The organism is Novosphingobium sp. Leaf2 (assembly GCF_001421325.1).
GTDB lineage: Bacteria > Pseudomonadota > Alphaproteobacteria > Sphingomonadales > Sphingomonadaceae > Novosphingobium.
This window is the reverse complement of the sequence record NZ_LMJY01000019.1, coordinates 26292-42126: the sequence shown is the minus strand read 5'-3', so window position 1 is coordinate 42126 and position 15835 is coordinate 26292. Positions and strand designations below refer to the sequence as shown.

Annotated in this window: 15 protein-coding genes; 9 read left to right on the top strand and 6 right to left on the bottom strand. The window is 65.6% G+C overall.

Annotation, left to right across the window (positions count from 1 at the left end; genetic code table 11):
- Positions 1-40 precede the first annotated feature (40 nt).
- Together ASE49_RS14555 and otsB are read right to left on the bottom strand one after the other, a co-directional pair.
- On the bottom strand, positions 41-1852 hold the full coding sequence (locus ASE49_RS14555) for a glycoside hydrolase family 15 protein (protein WP_056774066.1): 1812 nt from the start codon (positions 1850-1852) through the stop codon (positions 41-43).
- Entirely contained in the window at positions 1849-2673 is an 825-nt protein-coding gene (gene otsB, locus ASE49_RS14550) for a trehalose-phosphatase (RefSeq protein WP_056774064.1), read from the bottom strand. The genes ASE49_RS14555 and otsB overlap by 4 nt, the downstream gene beginning before the upstream one ends.
- A gap of 322 nt (positions 2674-2995) precedes the next feature.
- On the opposite strand from otsB, the gene ASE49_RS14545 reads away from it, so the two are divergent.
- The 5 genes from ASE49_RS14545 (at position 2996) to ASE49_RS14525 (ending at position 6072) form a co-directional block, all read left to right on the top strand.
- Complete coding sequence (locus ASE49_RS14545; protein WP_056774062.1) at positions 2996-3748, top strand: HAD-IIB family hydrolase; 753 nt, start codon at positions 2996-2998, stop codon at positions 3746-3748.
- A 42-nt stretch (positions 3749-3790) separates the two neighbouring features.
- Complete coding sequence (locus tag ASE49_RS14540) at positions 3791-4348, top strand: hypothetical protein (protein WP_056774061.1); 558 nt, start codon at positions 3791-3793, stop codon at positions 4346-4348.
- A gap of 101 nt (positions 4349-4449) precedes the next feature.
- Complete coding sequence (locus tag ASE49_RS14535) at positions 4450-4908, top strand: Dps family protein (RefSeq protein WP_056774488.1); 459 nt, start codon at positions 4450-4452, stop codon at positions 4906-4908.
- Between the two features lie 73 nt (positions 4909-4981).
- A complete protein-coding gene (locus tag ASE49_RS14530; RefSeq protein ID WP_056774059.1) occupies positions 4982-5599 on the top strand; it encodes a 6-phosphogluconolactonase in 618 nt (205 codons plus the stop codon).
- Between the two features lie 17 nt (positions 5600-5616).
- Positions 5617-6072, top strand: coding sequence for an NUDIX domain-containing protein (locus ASE49_RS14525; RefSeq protein ID WP_235523003.1), 456 nt, complete (start codon positions 5617-5619; stop codon positions 6070-6072).
- Between the two features lie 6 nt (positions 6073-6078).
- Here the strand turns inward: ASE49_RS14525 and ASE49_RS14520 are convergent, their stop codons facing one another.
- The gene (locus ASE49_RS14520; protein ID WP_056774056.1) at positions 6079-7425 is read right to left on the bottom strand and encodes a NupC/NupG family nucleoside CNT transporter; all 1347 of its coding nucleotides are present in this window, start codon (positions 7423-7425) and stop codon (positions 6079-6081) included.
- 257 nt (positions 7426-7682) lie between these two features.
- On the opposite strand from ASE49_RS14520, the gene ASE49_RS14515 reads away from it, so the two are divergent.
- A complete protein-coding gene (locus ASE49_RS14515; RefSeq protein ID WP_056774053.1) occupies positions 7683-10061 on the top strand; it encodes a TonB-dependent receptor in 2379 nt (792 codons plus the stop codon).
- Positions 10062-10063: 2 nt separating this feature from the next.
- On the top strand, positions 10064-11401 hold the full coding sequence (locus tag ASE49_RS14510) for an alkaline phosphatase family protein (RefSeq protein WP_056774050.1): 1338 nt from the start codon (positions 10064-10066) through the stop codon (positions 11399-11401).
- 117 nt (positions 11402-11518) lie between these two features.
- Here ASE49_RS14510 and infC read toward each other — a convergent pair whose 3' ends face one another.
- Together infC and pdeM are read right to left on the bottom strand one after the other, a co-directional pair.
- Positions 11519-12040, bottom strand: coding sequence for a translation initiation factor IF-3 (infC, locus tag ASE49_RS14505; protein ID WP_056774047.1), 522 nt, complete (start codon positions 12038-12040; stop codon positions 11519-11521).
- Between the two features lie 162 nt (positions 12041-12202).
- On the bottom strand, positions 12203-12910 hold the full coding sequence (gene pdeM, locus ASE49_RS14500; protein ID WP_056774045.1) for a ligase-associated DNA damage response endonuclease PdeM: 708 nt from the start codon (positions 12908-12910) through the stop codon (positions 12203-12205).
- 44 nt (positions 12911-12954) lie between these two features.
- Between pdeM and hemF the strand changes: the two genes are divergently transcribed.
- Positions 12955-13818 (top strand): oxygen-dependent coproporphyrinogen oxidase, encoded by an 864-nt coding sequence (hemF, locus tag ASE49_RS14495; RefSeq protein WP_056774042.1) that lies wholly within the window; start codon positions 12955-12957, stop codon positions 13816-13818.
- A 22-nt stretch (positions 13819-13840) separates the two neighbouring features.
- Positions 13841-15133: an MFS transporter gene (locus tag ASE49_RS14490; protein ID WP_235523002.1), complete on the top strand. Its 1293-nt coding sequence runs from the start codon at positions 13841-13843 to the stop codon at positions 15131-15133.
- 14 nt (positions 15134-15147) lie between these two features.
- On the opposite strand, the gene ASE49_RS18480 is transcribed toward ASE49_RS14490, so the two are convergent.
- Positions 15148-15618 (bottom strand): PilZ domain-containing protein, encoded by a 471-nt coding sequence (locus tag ASE49_RS18480; protein ID WP_056774039.1) that lies wholly within the window; start codon positions 15616-15618, stop codon positions 15148-15150.
- Between the last annotated feature and the right edge of the window lie 217 nt (positions 15619-15835).

The window sequence follows — 15835 nt, the reverse complement described above, 5'->3', positions numbered from 1 at the left end:
GTGCGTGCGCGTTGATGTGGCGGAAACAGGGGTGCGCGTATCAGCGCCAGTCCCGCCACGACCGGGACAGTTGCCCGGCACAATTGATGATCCCGACAAGTGAGTAGGTTTGCGGGAAGTTCCCCCAAAGCTCTCCAGTTTCGAAATCCATGTCTTCGGACAATAGCCCGGAACGGGTGCGGTGGCCCAGCATCGCTTCGAACAGACGGCGCGCTTCCTCGTCGTCGCCGCTGCGATGCAGGGCTTCGATCAGCCAGAAGGTGCAGATGTTAAACGCGGTTTCGGGCAGGCCGAAATCGTCCTCGTTGTCATACCGCAGCATGTGTTCGCCGCGCCGCAGGGTGTTCTGCACCGCCTTGAGCGTGGCCTGGAATTTGGGATCGTCAGCCGCGACGTAGCGCAGTTCCACCAGCTGGAGCAGGCTGGCATCCAGCTGCGATCCCCCGAAGGTTGCCGCATAGTGGCCGCCGGCATCATGGCCTTCTACCTTGTGCCAAGCGGCCGCGTCGATATTGGCGCGCACCTTTTCGGCCCGCTCGCGCCACACAGCGGCGCGGTCTGCAAGCCCCAGGAAATGGGCGGCGTTTGCCAGGCGATCGCAGGCGGCCCAGCTCATCACGCTGGAATAGGTATGGACGGCGGTGCGGGTGCGCAGTTCCCACAGGCCGGCGTCAGGCTGGTCGTGGGTTTTCCACGCCATCTCGCCCACTTGCTCCAGGCTGCGGAAATCGTCCTCGTCGGCGATGCGCAGCAGGCGCTGGTCGGAAAACGCCTGGATGGAGGGCAGGACGATCTGGCCGTAACAGTCGTTCTGCACCTGATAATAGGCCGCATTACCCACGCGCACCGGGCCCATGCCGCGATAGCCCATCAGATCGGGCGCTTCCCACTCAATGATTTCCTTGGCGCCGCTCACTGCATAAAGCGGCTGGACGACGCCGTTCGGCGCATCGGCCACGATGTTGCGCAAGTACGCCAGATACTTTTCCAGCACGTCCAGCGCGCCCAGATGGTTCAGCGCCTGCACGGTGTAGTAGGCATCCCTGATCCAGCAGTAGCGGTAATCCCAGTTACGCTGGCTGCCCGGCGCTTCGGGGATCGAGGTGGTAAGCGCGGCAACGATCGCGCCGGTTTCCTCGTGCTGGCACAGCTTCAGCGTTATGGCCGCGCGGATGACCGCGTCCTGCCAGTCGATCGGCGTGGCAAGGCCGCGGACCCAGTATTGCCAGTATTTGGTGGTGCGTTGGAGCATGGTTTCCAGATCATGCTCGACGTTGCCGGCAAACGGCTCGTCCGGGCCCAGGAAGAAGTGCAGCGGCTTTTCCAGCCGGAAATAGCGCTCGTCCAGAATGTAGCCCACCGGCGCGTCCGTGGTCAGGCGCAGGGCGTTGCGCTCCACCAGATAACGGATGTGGTTGGACCCTTGCGTGATCGGGGCGATCTGCGCGCCGTAGCCGCTCATCGGCGTCAGCACCGTGCGGATGCGCGGCGCGCCGGACACCGGGCGCACGATGCGCGCGAACGCCACCGGACGATACATCCGGCCAGACCGCTCAAACCGGGGGGCAAAGTCGTACACCTCCACCGCGCCGCCGCTGGCATCCTCAAGACGGGTGACCAGAACCGGCGTGTTGCGCACATAGTGCTGCTGCACCGAGACCTGGTTTTCCAGCTCGAAGCGCCACAAGCCGCCGTCCTGTCCGCCGCCGCGCAGCAGGGCGCAGAACGTGGGGTCGCCATCCACGCGGGGCACGCAGCCCCATACGATCGCGCCGGCCTGATCGATCAGCGCGCTGACCTGACAGTTGCCGATCGGCCAGAGTTCAAGGTTGGTCGGCTGGGGCGGGTTCATGCAAGGTTCTCCTTAGCGGCCGGGCCGGCGTTCAGCCCGGCCTCAAGCCAGGAATGGACAGCGGCGACATCGGGCAGGCGGTGCGTCGCGGCGGTCGCGCGCATCGCGCCAACCAGCACGGCGCACCCATGAAAGGGCAGGATGGCGCGAAAGGCGTCCTCGTCGGTAACGTCATCGCCCAGAAAAACGGGGTGCGCGCCGGCGAAGGCGGGCAGGGCCATGAACTGGTTGACCGCCGCGCCCTTGTCCGAGCCGGGCATGGTCAGTTCGACGACGTTCTTGCCGTGCTTGAACCCCAGGCCGTTGTCATGTGCCAGGGCGTGGGCGTGTTCCAGCAGGGCGTCCCGCGCTTCGGGATGATGGCGGTAATGCACTGCCACGCTGAAAGGCTTGGGCTCAACCAACAAGCCCCCCGCGTTGCGCGCGAAGGTTTCCACGGCGCGCACCACATCGGCTGCGATCGGCTTGGCCAGCGGCTGCACCGCGCTGCCGGCAACGGGGCGAAACTCCCCCCCGTGCGATCCGGCAACGGCGATCTGCAGCGGCCCCACCAGGCCTTCAAGCGCCGCGATCGACCGGCCGGTGACGATCGCCAGGCGCCCGTCCAACGCGTTCGACAGCGCGGTGAGCAGGCCCGGCAGTCCTTGGGCTATCGCCACGTCATCGGGATGATCGACGATGCTCACCAGCGTGCCGTCGAAATCGAGGAACAGCGCCGGGCGTTCGATCTCGCCCAGCGCAACCGGCGCCGGCAGATCCGCAGGCGTCGAAACGACTATATCCGCCAGAGGCGGTGCAAGGGGGGAGGGCGTTTGCGTCATACGTCGATGTGCTTTTTTCCGTCTCGTCGTTCGGATCAGGCGCGATGGCAGTGTCGCTGGTCGATGCCCGATCCGGTGCCGGGGCGTCCATAGCCAACACCCGGACACCCGCGCGGTTCCCGCCCTTTTTGCCGCGCTGCAACATGTAGGTCATGATGGCGGTGCAGCCAACCCCGGTGTCCGGCGTTCAACAGCGCAGCGAATTAAATCGGGCTAATGTGGCCCGGCCTATTGCCTGTTGAGCCTTGGCGCGCTTTGGATGCGATCTGCGTCCTATTGCTATCGGTGAAGGGCGACTGGCTGCAACCGCGAAAGGCATGGAATGAAGAAAATCGTGGCGTTCGATCTCGACGGAACCTTGGCGCAAAGCAAACAGCCGCTGAGCGACGAGATGGCGCAGCTTCTCGCGCAGCTGCTCACCGTGGCCCAAGTGGCGGTGATCTCCGGCGGAGACTGGCCGCAGTTCGACAAGCAGGTAGCCAGCCGCCTGCCCGAACATGCGGACCGCTCGCGCTTGTGGATGATGCCCACCAGCGGTGCCAAGCTCTACCGCTTCCAGGACGGCGCCTGGAAATCGATCTATGCCGAGCTGTTTACGGACGAACAGAAGAAGCAGATCCTTGATGCGTTCGACGCCTCGCTGGAAGCTACCGGGTTCAAGCCCGAAAAGACCTGGGGTGAACGGATCGAGGATCGCGGCAGCCAGATCACCTTTTCGGCGCTGGGCCAGCAGGCCCCGCTCGAAGCGAAGGAGCATTGGGATCCCGATTTTGCCAAGCGCAAGGTCATCCAGGCCGATCTGGTCAAGCGCTTGCCCGGCGTATCGGTGAACCTTGGCGGCGCGACCTCGGTGGACGTGACCCAGCCGGGCGTCGACAAGGCCTGGGGTCTGAAGCGCCTGGCCGAGCACAGCGGCGTCGCCGAAGCCGACATGCTGTTCCTTGGCGATGCGATCTTCCCGGGCGGAAACGACTATCCGGCCAAGGCGATGGGTCTGGACACCGTATGCGTGCGCGATCCGGCCGATACCGCCAACGTCATCACTGCGATCATCGCCTGCCAGAAAAGCGCATAACCGCTCGCGCGGAGCCAAGGGAGCGGGCATGGATACGGTCTGATGCCCGCTTTCTATCTCACCTTCATCGCCGTGCTGCTGGCCGGTATCGGCGCGCGTGACCAGGTCACGGTCGCAGGGCTTGCCGTGCGGCAGGGGCGACGTCCCGGCGTCCTGATCGTGGGCATCGCAGCGTCGGTCTTGACCGCGCTGCTGGCGGCCTATGCGGCGCGGGTGATGCTGATAACCCTGCCACCGCCGGCCCGCTCGATCCTGGCGGCGATCGCACTGGGCATGGCGGGCATCGAATCGATGATCCTGACGGCGCGGCGCTCGCCAAAGGAGCCGACCAATTCGCTGGGCGCGCTGGCCATCGTACTGCTTGCCCATCAGGTGACCGATGCCGCCCGCTTCGTGGTGTTCGGGCTGGGCGTGGGTCTTGCGGGGCCCGGCCCTGCCGGTGCAGCAGGTGCTCTTGGCGGCGCGCTCCTGATCGCCTTTGCCTGGGCGCGCCCGCACCTGCTGGAGACAGCCGCCGCCCGTCGGACGCGGCGCGGGGCGGGCTGCGTGCTGGTTGGCGTGGCGCTGGTGATGTTCCTGCGGCGTTTCGATCTTCTCTGATCGAAAATTGGCCGTGAACAAACCCTTCTCAAGCCCGTTGTGGGTTCCTAGAAACGGTCACAATGCATCGTAACGACATCACAACGAAGAAGGGGTTTCTCATGACGTCCAAGGACAACTCGCAGGCTGCGCTGATCGACAGCCTCAACGGTCTGCTCGCTGACACGTTCGCGCTGTACGTGAAGACGAAAAATTTTCACTGGCACGTGCGCGGGCCTCAGTTCCACGACCTGCATCTGCTGTTCGATGCCCAGGCCACGGAAATTTTCGGCCTGACCGACCTGATCGCCGAACGCGTGCGCAAGCTGGGCGGCACCACGCTGACCTCGATCGGATCGATCGGCGAAAAGACCACGATCAAGAATCAGGACAACACCAAGCTCGATGCGATGGCTATGGTGAAGGAATTGTTCGAGGACAACTCGTCCTACGTCGCCACGCTCAAGGCCACCAAGGAACTGGCCGGCGAAGCTGGCGACAACGCGACCGACGGCATTATCGACGACTGGACCGACCAGGCGGAACAGCGCGCCTGGTTCCTGCGCGAAATCATCAGCTGATGGCAATGGCCGGGTGCGTCGCAAAGACGCATCCGGTATTCGCACAGAACGGCCCCCAAGCTAAGTTGCAACGATGACCAAACCCGTGATGATCGAGAATGCCGATGACGGCGCCATTGCCGACTGGCTTACGGCGCGGTTGCGCGCCGCGTTGGCGGTTTCGCCCGATATCGCCATTTCCGTGCCCGGCGGCGCCACGCCGTTTCCGATCTTCGACCTGCTGGCGAAAGAGGATCTGCCGTGGGCGCGCATCGCGGTGTGGCCGGGCGATGATCGCATCGTGGACGAGGATCACCCCGCCAGCAACGTGGGCAAGATCCGCGCCCGGCTGGAACCGGTGGGCGCCCGGATCGTGCCGCTTGAGGAGGACGCGCAGCCGCCGCACTTTGCCATCGCTTGGCTGGGCATGGGCGGGGACGGGCACATCGCCTCGCTGTTTCCCAATACCGATCCCAAGGTTGACGATGCGCTGGCAGTGCGCCGGCTGACCCCCGATCCGCTGCCGCCCGAAGCCCCGTTCGACCGGATCAGCCTGACGATCCCCTCGCTGCTGAACAGCGACGAGATCATGTTCGTGATCCGCGGGGCAGACAAGCGCGCGGTATTCGATGCCGCGGCGGCTGGCGAGACGGATTTGCCCGTCGCCCGCCTGCTGCACGCCGCCCGCGCGCCCGTCACCTGTTTTTGCTGAGGGCGATCCCGGCACCGTTGCACCGGGCGTTCTATCGCCTGGCGCACCGGGTCCGCGCGCAAATCTGGCGGGTGTGGAAGCCGCGGCTGGACGGTGTGCGAGTGCTGGCTCTGGACGGGCAAGGCCGGCTGCTGCTGGTGCGCCATTCGTACGGCAGCAGCGCCTGGATGCCACCGGGCGGGGGCTTGCGCCGGGGCGAGGATCCGCTGCACGCCGGCGCGCGCGAACTGGTGGAGGAAACCGGCTGCCGGCTCGAAAACCCGCAGCTGCTGGAAGTGCGCCCGGAAGACCTGCACGGCGCCGACAACCGGGTGCGGATTGTTGCGGGCCGGGCTGTGGGCACTCCGGTCCCCGATGGGCGGGAGATAGTGGCGTCGGCATTTTTCGCGCTCGATGCGCTGCCCGAACCGCTGCTCAAGGGGCATCGTGAGGCGCTGCCGTTATGGGCCGCGCAGTATGCTCCCGGCGATTGAGGGCACTTAGCCCACCGTCAGGAACAGGCCAGCCAATGCGGCGCTCATCAGGTTGGACAGACTGCCCGCCGCCAGCGCGCGGATGCCCAGCCGGGCGATGATCGGGCGCTGGTTAGGCGCGAGCCCGCCGGTGACCGCCATCTGGATCGCGATCGACGAGAAGTTGGCAAACCCGCACAGTGCGAACGTGACCACCGCCACGGTGCGGGGTGAGAGCGCGCTGTCCTTGCCCAGTTCGATGAACGAGACGAATTCGTTGAGCACGATCTTGGTGCCGAACAGGCCGCCTGCGTGCATCGCCTCGGTCCAGTCCGGCACGGCCAGCAGGTAGAAGATGGGCGCGAACACATAGCCCAGCAGCGACTGGAAGGTAACGTCCTGAAAACCGGCGAGGCCAGCCACCCAGCCCACGAAACCGTTGGCCAGCGCGATCAGCGCCACGAACGCCAGCACCATCGCGCCTACCGCCACCGCCAGCTTCACGCCGGTCTGCGCCCCTTGCGAGGCGGCCATGATGATATTGGCGGGCTTTTCCTCCTCATGCTCCACGGCTACCGGATCGTCGACATGGACGCCGGGCAGGTGCGTCACGTCATCGCGGTTCATCGCGGCCGCAGCCGCTCCGGCGGGAGGGAAGGTGCCTTCGTACACATCCTGCGCGGCGGGGTCGGTCAGCGTCGCATCGGACAGGGCGGGGCGCGGATCGGGCATGATCATCTTGGCCATGAAGATACCGCCCGGCGCCGACATGAACGCGGCGGCGACCAGATAGTCGATGCGGATGCCCATCGAAGCGTACGCGGCCAGGATCGTGCCGGCAACGCCCGCCAGTCCCACCGTCATCACACAGAATAGCTGCGAGGGGTTGAGCGCGGCAAGATAGGGGCGGATCACCAAGGGCGCTTCGCTTTGCCCGACGAAGATGTTGGACGCCGCACACAGGCTTTCGACCTTGCTGATCCCGGTCACTTTCTCCAGCGCGCCGCCCAGCCAGCGCACCACCAGCGGCATGATCCTGAGGTAATACAGGATCGAGATCAGCGAGGCGAAAAAGATGATGACCGGCAGCGCCGAGATCGCGAAGCTGTGCCCGCCGATTTCCGGCGACGCGAGCGGGCCGAACAGGAAATCGACGCCCGCGTGCGCATAGCGCAACAGGCTTTCCACGCCGCTGGCCGCGCCTTTGAGGATCCGGTTGCCGAGGGGGACGTACAGCACCAGCGCTGCAAGCCCGGCCTGCAGCGCGAACGCTGCGCCCACCACGCGCAGCCGGATGGCCTTGCGGTCGGTGGAAAGCAGGAAGGCCGCAGCCATGATGAGAACGATGCCGATCAGGCTATAGGCGACATGCATCGAGGCGTCAGGCTCCACAGGAACGGTCAGGACTTCGATCCGGACCCTAGGGACAGCCGCGCGCGACGGCCAGCGCTTTTCCCGTTGGCGTGAATGCGCGGTGGCGGCGCAGGCCGGCCCACGCGCCCGTACGGAGCGAATTGGCAACACTTCAGCAACTTCTTGAAACCGTCATCCATTCGACGCGGCACTGTAACGAACCGCGCCCAAAGGCCCTGCCAAGCGCGCAATCGCGCGATTACCGCAGGGAGTTTACCATGAGATTCGCTCACCGTCTTCTGGCCGGCGCTGCCGTTGCCATGTTCGCCTTCCCGCTCGCCGCATACGCTGCGCCGGAAGCCGAGGGTGCCGCGCCAGACGCCGCCCCTGCCGCCGATACCGCGGCTGCTGATGCCGACGTGGCGCAGGACATCGTCGTGCTGGGCTTTGGCGAAAGCCGCCAGGTGCAAAGCGTGACCGCCAACGACATCGCGCGCATTACGCCAGGCTCCAGCCCCCTGAAGGCGATCGAAAAGCTGCCCGGCGTCAATTTCCAGGCCGCCGATCCCTTCGGCGCTTACGAATGGGCGGTGCGCATCTCGCTGCGCGGGTTCAACCAGAACCAGTTGGGCTTCACGCTGGACGGCGTGCCGCTGGGCGACATGAGCTATGGCAACGTCAACGGCCTGCACATCAGCCGCGCGATCATTTCCGAAAACGTCGCGCGCACCGAAGTGGCGCAGGGCGCGGGCGCGCTGGGCACCGCATCGACCAGCAACCTTGGCGGCACCATCGAATTCTTCAGCGACGCGCCGCATGATACCGCTGCCGTGACCGGCGGCGCCACGTATGGCTCGGACGAAACGTATCGCGCCTTTGCCCGCATCGACAGTGGCGATCTTGGCGGCGGGCTGAAGGGCTACCTCAGCTATGGCTATCTCACCACGGACAAGTGGAAGGGCTATGGCAGCCAGCGCCAGCACCAGGCCAACGCCAAGGTCGTCAAGGATCTGGGCGCGCTGGGCAGCATCACCGCGTTCCTGAACTTTTCCGACCGCACGGAGCAGGACTATCAGGATCTGAGCTACGACATCATCGCGCGGCGCGGCCTGAATGACGACAATATCGCCAACAACTATCCGCTCGCGCTGCAGATCGCCAAAGTCTACCAGAACCAGGTTGCCGCCGCGTCCAAGGCCGCGCTGCCCTGGGCCGGAGCGGGCACCACGCTGCCGGCCGGCTTCGGCACGGTGGACGATGCCTATTACGACGCAGGCGGCCTGCGCCGCGATTATCTGGGTGGGATCACTTTCAACGCCAACCTGGCGCCGGGCCTGACGCTGACGACGACCGGCTACTACCACAATAACGAGGGCCAGGGTTCTTGGATCACGCCTTATGCCGCAACGCCCGTGGGCGCGCTGGATCAGGACGGGTCGATCATCACGGCAGCCAGCCCGCTCAGCTTCCGCACCACCGAATACCGCATGAGCCGGGTCGGCATGACCAGCAACCTTGCCTATGAAAGCGGGATCAACCGCATCGAAGTGGGCGGCTGGTATGAAGACAACAAATTCACCCAGGCCCGCCGCCTGTATGGCATGACCGATACCGCCACCCCCAACCGCGACACGCTCGAATACCAGAACAACCCATATTACACGCAGTGGGACGGCAAGTACGGCACGCAGACACTGCAATACCACGTCTCTGACACGGTGCGCCTGATGGACGAGCGGCTGGTGCTGACGGGCGGCTGGAAGGGTGTTTACGTAGAGAATACCGCCAAGATGCTGGCCGACACGTCCTCGCCACTGGCAGCCGGGCGCATCACCGCGCGTGACTTGTTCCAGCCGCAGGTGTCCGTGCTGTACAAGCTCGCGCCGTCCGTCGAACTGTTCGCCGATTATACCGAGAACATGCGCGCGTTCGTGTCTTCGGCCACCACCGGTCCGTTCGCGACCACGCAGGCCGGGTTCGATGCGATCCGCGGCCAGTTGAAGCCCGAGCGGTCCAAGACGGTGGAAGGCGGCCTACGCTTCCGCGAAGGGCCGTTCCAGGCGTCGGCCGTGGGCTACTACGTGGATTTCTCGAACCGCCTGCTGGCGTTCGCCAACGGCGCCGGGATCCTTGGCAATCCGGCTACGCTGAACAACGTGGGCGGGGTGCATACCTATGGCGCGGAAGTTTCGGCCAACTACCGCATCGTGCCCGCGGTGTCGTTGTTCGCCAGCTACTCGTACAACAACTCGAAATACGCCGATAATGTCGTGAACGCGCAAGGCGCGGTGCTGGTGGCAACCGACGGCAAGACCGCAGTGGATTCGCCCAAGCACATGATCAAGGGCGAGATCGTCTATGACGATCACGGCATCACCGCGCGCGTCGGCGCCGATTACATGAGCAAGCGCTACTTCACGTATCTCAACGACGAATACGTGCCCTCGCGCGTGCTGGTCGATGCCAGCATCGGCTACCGTTTCGAGACTGATGGCGTGCTGCACGGCGTTTCGATCGAAGGCAACGTCACCAACCTGACCGACAAGAAGTACATCGGCACGGTCGGCTCCAACGGCTTCACCGCCAGCGGCGATAACCAGACCCTGCTGGCCGGCGCGCCGCGCCAGTTCTTCGTCTCGCTCAAGAAGGGCTTCTGACCATGAGGGCGGCATTTTGGTCTCGCACGCTGGGAACCGCAGTCGCCGCGCTGGCGCTGGGGGCCACGGCGGCGCACGCATCGCCGGTGCTGATGATCTCGCTCGACGGGCTGCGGCCCGCCGACGTGACGCAAGGCCCGGCGCGCGGGATCAAGGTGCCGCATCTGCAGGCGCTGATGAAGGAGGGCGCGTATGCGCAAGGGGTGGTCGGCGTGCTGCCCACCCTGACGTATCCCAGCCACACCACGCTGGTCACCGGCGTCTCGCCCGCCGGGCACGGCATTTCCAATAACCTGACGTTCGATCCGCAGGCCAAGAACCAGCAGGGCTGGTACTGGTATGCCAGCGATGTGTGCGTGCCCACCTTGTGGCAGGCCGCGCATGCCGCCGGCCTCAAGACCGCCAACGTGCACTGGCCGGTGACCGTGGGCGCGCCGGGCATCGATGAAAACCTGCCGCAGATCTGGCGCACGGGCACGGCAGACGACGCCAAGCTGCTCGCCGCGCTCGCCACCCCCGGCCTGCTGCCCCGCCTGGAAGCCGCGCTCGGACCCTACGAGCAGGGCATCGACGAGACGGTGGAAGGCGATGGCGTGCGCGTGAAATTCGCCAAGGCGATCCTGGCGGACCGTCCGGCCTTCACCACCGTGTATCTGGCCGGCATTGATCACGAGGAACACCGCAGCGGTCCGGGCTCCCCAGCCGCAATAGCGACGATTGAGAAAACCGATGCGCTGGTGGGCGAACTGGTTGCCGCCGCGCGTCAGGCGATGCCCGATGTGACGGTCGTGGTAGTCTCCGATCACGGGTTCCTGCCGGTTTCCACTGACATCAACATCTTCGCCCCCTTCATCGAAGCGGGCCTGATCACCTTGGGCAAAGACGGCAAGGTTGCGTCATGGCAGGCCGAACCGTGGGTGGCGGGCGGCACCGCCACCGTGGTGATGGCCAACCTGGAAGACGCCGCCGTCAAGGCGCGCGTGGCGGCGTTGGCCCAGAAGCTGGCTGCCGATCCGCGCTATCACATCGCCAAAGTGTTCGACCGCGCCGAAACGCTGCGTCGGGGCGGGCCGAGCGAGGCGGTGTTCGAGATCGCCATGCAGCCCGGCTTCGAGACCGGGCATGATCCCGCAGCCCCGATCGCCACGCCTTCGACGTACAAGGGCATGCACGGCTACCTACCCGACGAGCCGGCGATGCGCTCCACTCTGATCGTCGCCGGCCCCACGCTCAAGCGGCGCGGCGACCTTGGCTTAGTAGACATGCGCGCCATCGCCCCCTCCGTCGCCCGCGTACTGGGCGCATCGCTGCCGAGCGCAGAGGTTGCGCCTGCGTTCTAAGGGTGTGTTTACAGGTCCGATCTGAGGGGTTGCTGGCAATCCGCCAGATCGACAGTGGCTTGAACAAAAAGGGCGTGGCCAACGGCCACGCCCTTTTTGTTCACCAACCGGCGTTGCTTACTTGGGCGACAGTACCATCAGCATCTGTCGGCCTTCCATGCGCGGATAGGCCTCGATCTTGGCGATGTCGGCGACATCTTCCTGAACGCGGCGCAGCAGGTCCATGCCCAGCTGCTGGTGCGACAGTTCGCGGCCACGGAAACGCAGAGTGACCTTCACCTTGTCCCCGTCCTCGATGAAGCGGACGACGTTGCGCATCTTGGTGTCGTAATCGTGATCGTCGATATTCGGACGCATCTTGATCTCTTTGATCTCCTGCGTCTTTTGCGACTTGCGTGCGGCGTTGGCCTTTTTCTGGGCCTCGTACCGGTACTTGCCCACATCGAGGAACTTGCACACTGGCGGATCAGCGTTCGGGGAAACCTCAACCAGATCCATGCCGACTTCCGCGGCCTGTTCGATGGCCTGGCGGGTATACATCACGCCGAGGTTTTCGCCCTCATGGTCGATGACGCGGACCTTGTCGGACGTGATCATGGTGTTGTAGCGCGGTCCACTCTTGACCGGTGGCGTCATCATGCGCCGGGGTGGGGGTGCTATATGCGTTCTCCTGAGTCGTTGCTGTCAACGGGGCTGAATTGGGCGTCATTAAGACGATTTAGCGGCTTGCGCAAAGCGGATTTCGCGCATTAGCCGATGGTGCCGCGGGTCAGCCCGCAAGCCCTTGAACGATATAGGGGCTCAGGCTGCTTTTTGCCAGAGCGGGAAGCGCACCAGCCGTCCTTGCGCGGGGACGAGCGCTTCGATCGCATCGGCGGGTTGCAGCGCGCCAACGATGGCCGGATCGCCCGCGTTCATGCCGCCCGTCAGCGCGCCATAGGCCGGCAGGATCAACCGGTTGCCGCCGCGCACCGCGCAGGGGCGGGCAATGCGCCGTCCGCGTGCGGCCACGATCAGGCGGGGATGGAAATGCCCGGACACTTCCGCCTCGCACGTGCCCGGCATTGCCTGATGGCGCAGGGCCAGACCGCCCAGCATCAGCGCATCCACCCGCGTGCCGCCCGCCTCCTCGCCAAGATGGGGATCGTGGTTGCCGGTGATCCATACCCAGTCCAGCGCGCGGGTGAGCGCCGCCAGCATGCCCGCCGCGCGGGGTTCCAGCCGGGCAGGGCCGTGGCTGTCGTGGAAATTGTCCCCCAGCGCAAACACCCGCCGCGCCCCGGTGACCCGCACCGCCGCCGCCAGTCGGTCCAGCGTTTCGCGGCTGTCGTAAGGGGGGAGCATCTGTCCGGTGCGGGCGAAGAAGCTGGCCTTTTCCAGATGCAGGTCTGCCACCAGCAGCGCCTGTTCGCGCGGCCAGAACAAGGCGCTGGCGCCGCGCCCGGCGCCGGCTTGCGCGCCGCCGTCCACCAGCAGCATTTCCTCGCCACAGAACGAAAAGGGAACCATGGCTTTCCCTTGCCGCAGCCCGCGCGATTTGGCAAGCGCCGCACATGACCGACTGGACCCCTTTTTCGACCCGCGCGAGCGACTGGTTCCGCATCCTGCGCGACAACATCTGCGCCGCATTCGAGGCGATCGAGCGCGAGGCGGGTTCCGACGCGGCCTTCGCGTACACCCCGTGGCAACGCGACGGGCTGGACGGGGAGAGCGCGGAAACCGGCGGCGGCACGCGCGGGTTGATGAAGGGCCGCGTGTTCGAGAAGGTGGGCGTGAACATTTCCACCGTGCGCGGCGCGCTCGCCAAGGACTTTGCCGCCACGATCAATGGCGCGTCGGCGGAAAACAACGGCTTTGCGGCCACCGGCATCAGCCTGGTGGCGCATATGGCCAACCCGCACGTGCCGGCCGTGCACATGAACACCCGCTTCCTGACGACCACCAAGGCCTGGTTCGGCGGCGGCGCGGACCTTAATCCGCCGCTGCCGTATGACGAGGATACCGCGGATTTCCACGCCGCCTTCAAGGCCGCGTGCGATGCGCATGGGGCGGATTACTATGACCGCTTCAAGGCCTGGGCGGACGAGTATTTCTACATCCCCCACCGCAAGGTCCATCGCGGTGTGGGCGGCATCTTCTACGATCATCTGGAATGCGCCGACGAAGCGCATTGGGAAGCCAACTTCGCCTTCACCCGCGCAGTGGGCGAAGCGTTCCTGGACGTATTTCCCAAACTGGTACGCCGCCGGCTGGGGATGGACTTCACGCCCGCTGATAAGGCGCAGCAGTTGGAGTGGCGGGGCCGTTATGCCGAGTTCAATCTGGTCTATGACCGGGGCACCCTGTTCGGCCTCAAGACCGGCGGCAACATTGATGCAATCCTGATGAGCCTGCCGCCCGAAGCCACCTGGGCGTAAGACATCGGAGCAAGTTGGCCGCATGCGCGTTGCGCCCTCCATGCACGATAGCCCACACCGCCCGCTTGACCGTCGCTCGCTGGCGCTGGCGGCGCTGTCCACGGTCGTGGAGTGGTATGACTTCACGCTGTATCTCTATTTCGCCACAGTGCTGTCACGCGTGTTCTTCACCGGCAAGGACGCGGTGCTGACCACGCTGCTGGGCTTTGCGATGGCCTATCTGATGCGGCCCATCGGCGCGATGGCGTTCGGCCATTTCGGTGACCGGCACGGGCGGCGCTCCACCCTGCTGGCCTCGATGGGGCTGATGACGGCGGCCATGCTGCTGACCGCCGCGTTGCCCACCGCCGCGCACGTCGGGCCGTTGGCCGGCGTGCTGCTGCTGGCGCTGCGGTGCGTGATGGGCTTTGCGGTGGGCGGCGAATATACCGGCGTGGTCGCTTACATGCTGGAAGGCGCGCCCGCACACCGGCGCGGGTTCGTCACCTCGCTGGCCGCCGCGACGAGTGAGGTGGGTGCGCTGCTGGCAGCGGGCGTGTCCGCACTCACCGTCAGCCTGCTGCCAACCCCGGCGCTGGACGGCTGGGGCTGGCGCATCCCGTTCTTAGTGGGCGCGGCGCTGGCCGGCTCGATCCTGTTTGCGCGCGCCGCGATGGAGGAATCGCCGGAGTTCGAGGCAAGCCAGAAGGCCGGCACGCTATCCGGCAATCCGCTGGGTGATGCGCTATCGCGGCACAAGGCTGGCATCCTACGCGGCTTTGCGATCTCGGCGCTGGGGTCGATCACATACTACGTCGGCATCTCCTACGTTCCGGTCTACCTGACCTCGGCCGGTAGCCTGAACGAGGCGCAAGCGCTGCAACTGGCGACCGTCGCCGCCATTGCGGTGATCGTGGTGACGCCGTTTGTGGGCTTGTTAGCCGACAGGTTCGGGCGACGTCCGGTGCTGATCGGCCTGGCGGTGCTGTGCGCGGCGCTACCCTACACGCTGTTCACCGCGCTGGCCGGCGCATCGAGCGGCGCGGCGCTGGCAGGCGCGGTCGTGCTGGCAATGCTGGCCGGCGGGGTCAGCGCAGTGGGGGCAGTGGCTACCGCGGAGCAGATGCCTGCCGAGGGCCGGCTCAGCGGACTGGCTTTGGGCGCAACCACGGCGACCGCGCTGTTCGGCGGACTCACACCCTGGCTGGCGCAGGTGTTGACTGGGCGCACGGGATCTCCCGCAGCGCCTGGCGTCATGATCGCCTTGGTGGCGCTGTGCGTACTGCCGGTGTTGTTTACGATGCGGGAAACCCGCCCCGTACCAATCGGGGGCTAAATTAGCCTAGCTCTTCAGCACGGCCTGAGATGCGCGGAACCCTGCTCTGTACATGGGCTTACGCCAAGCAGGCGGTCCAGCGCGGCGGAGAAGCCGGCATTGAGGCCGCGGTTGGCGGCATGCAGGCTGGCGATGTCCAGCGCCGCTTTAAGCTGCACGCCGAACTCGCCGTTGCCCACCCAGCGCACCTCGGCTTGCAGATCGCCCTGGCCGGGCAGAGCCACACGCAGCGTTTCGCCGGTCCGGGGTAGCAGCGTGCGCGATGCGATGCACATGCCGCCGGGCGATACGTTGCGCACGATCGCGTCCTCTCCGGGCCGCCCTTCCGCGCCGATGACCGCGCGAATCAGGGTGCGTACGCGCGGCGAGCGTTTCGGAAGCTGTGCCATCTCACCGTCCGCATCTGCCACGAGCCGGCGACGCCGCGTGAGGGTTTTGAGCCATTCGGGGCGTTCGGCCGTGCCGAATCCTTCGGTTTCCGCCATTGCAGGCCTTTCGCGTCCCCATGTTGGTTCATCATCGAAAGCGCAGCCGCCGCGCCTGGGGGGACATGGCGCAGCGGCTGCGTTTCCGATGGCGATAATGGCGCACAGGACTTCCCGTGTGGTTAACAAAACCCTTCCGTAAAGTAACGGTGTCCGGCAGTTTTTCGTATCGATCGCGATTGCAGAAAACAGAGGGGGGCGAAGCTGCACCGATGCA

Bases quoted from the DNA above. Each gene is read 5' to 3' on its own strand.
- ASE49_RS14555 (WP_056774066.1), bottom strand. From the start codon at position 1,852: ATGAACCCGCCCCAGCCGACCAACCTTGAACTCTGGCCGATCGGCAAC.
- otsB (WP_056774064.1), bottom strand. From the start codon at position 2,673: ATGACGCAAACGCCCTCCCCCCTTGCACCGCCTCTGGCGGATATAGTC.
- ASE49_RS14545 (WP_056774062.1), top strand. From the start codon at position 2,996: ATGAAGAAAATCGTGGCGTTCGATCTCGACGGAACCTTGGCGCAAAGC.
- ASE49_RS14540 (WP_056774061.1), top strand. From the start codon at position 3,791: ATGCCCGCTTTCTATCTCACCTTCATCGCCGTGCTGCTGGCCGGTATC.
- ASE49_RS14535 (WP_056774488.1), top strand. From the start codon at position 4,450: ATGACGTCCAAGGACAACTCGCAGGCTGCGCTGATCGACAGCCTCAAC.
- ASE49_RS14530 (WP_056774059.1), top strand. From the start codon at position 4,982: ATGACCAAACCCGTGATGATCGAGAATGCCGATGACGGCGCCATTGCC.
- ASE49_RS14520 (WP_056774056.1), bottom strand. From the start codon at position 7,425: ATGCATGTCGCCTATAGCCTGATCGGCATCGTTCTCATCATGGCTGCG.
- ASE49_RS14515 (WP_056774053.1), top strand. From the start codon at position 7,683: ATGAGATTCGCTCACCGTCTTCTGGCCGGCGCTGCCGTTGCCATGTTC.
- ASE49_RS14510 (WP_056774050.1), top strand. From the start codon at position 10,064: ATGAGGGCGGCATTTTGGTCTCGCACGCTGGGAACCGCAGTCGCCGCG.
- infC (WP_056774047.1), bottom strand. From the start codon at position 12,040: ATGATGACGCCACCGGTCAAGAGTGGACCGCGCTACAACACCATGATC.
- pdeM (WP_056774045.1), bottom strand. From the start codon at position 12,910: ATGGTTCCCTTTTCGTTCTGTGGCGAGGAAATGCTGCTGGTGGACGGC.
- hemF (WP_056774042.1), top strand. From the start codon at position 12,955: ATGACCGACTGGACCCCTTTTTCGACCCGCGCGAGCGACTGGTTCCGC.
- ASE49_RS14490 (WP_235523002.1), top strand. From the start codon at position 13,841: ATGCGCGTTGCGCCCTCCATGCACGATAGCCCACACCGCCCGCTTGAC.
- ASE49_RS18480 (WP_056774039.1), bottom strand. From the start codon at position 15,618: ATGGCGGAAACCGAAGGATTCGGCACGGCCGAACGCCCCGAATGGCTC.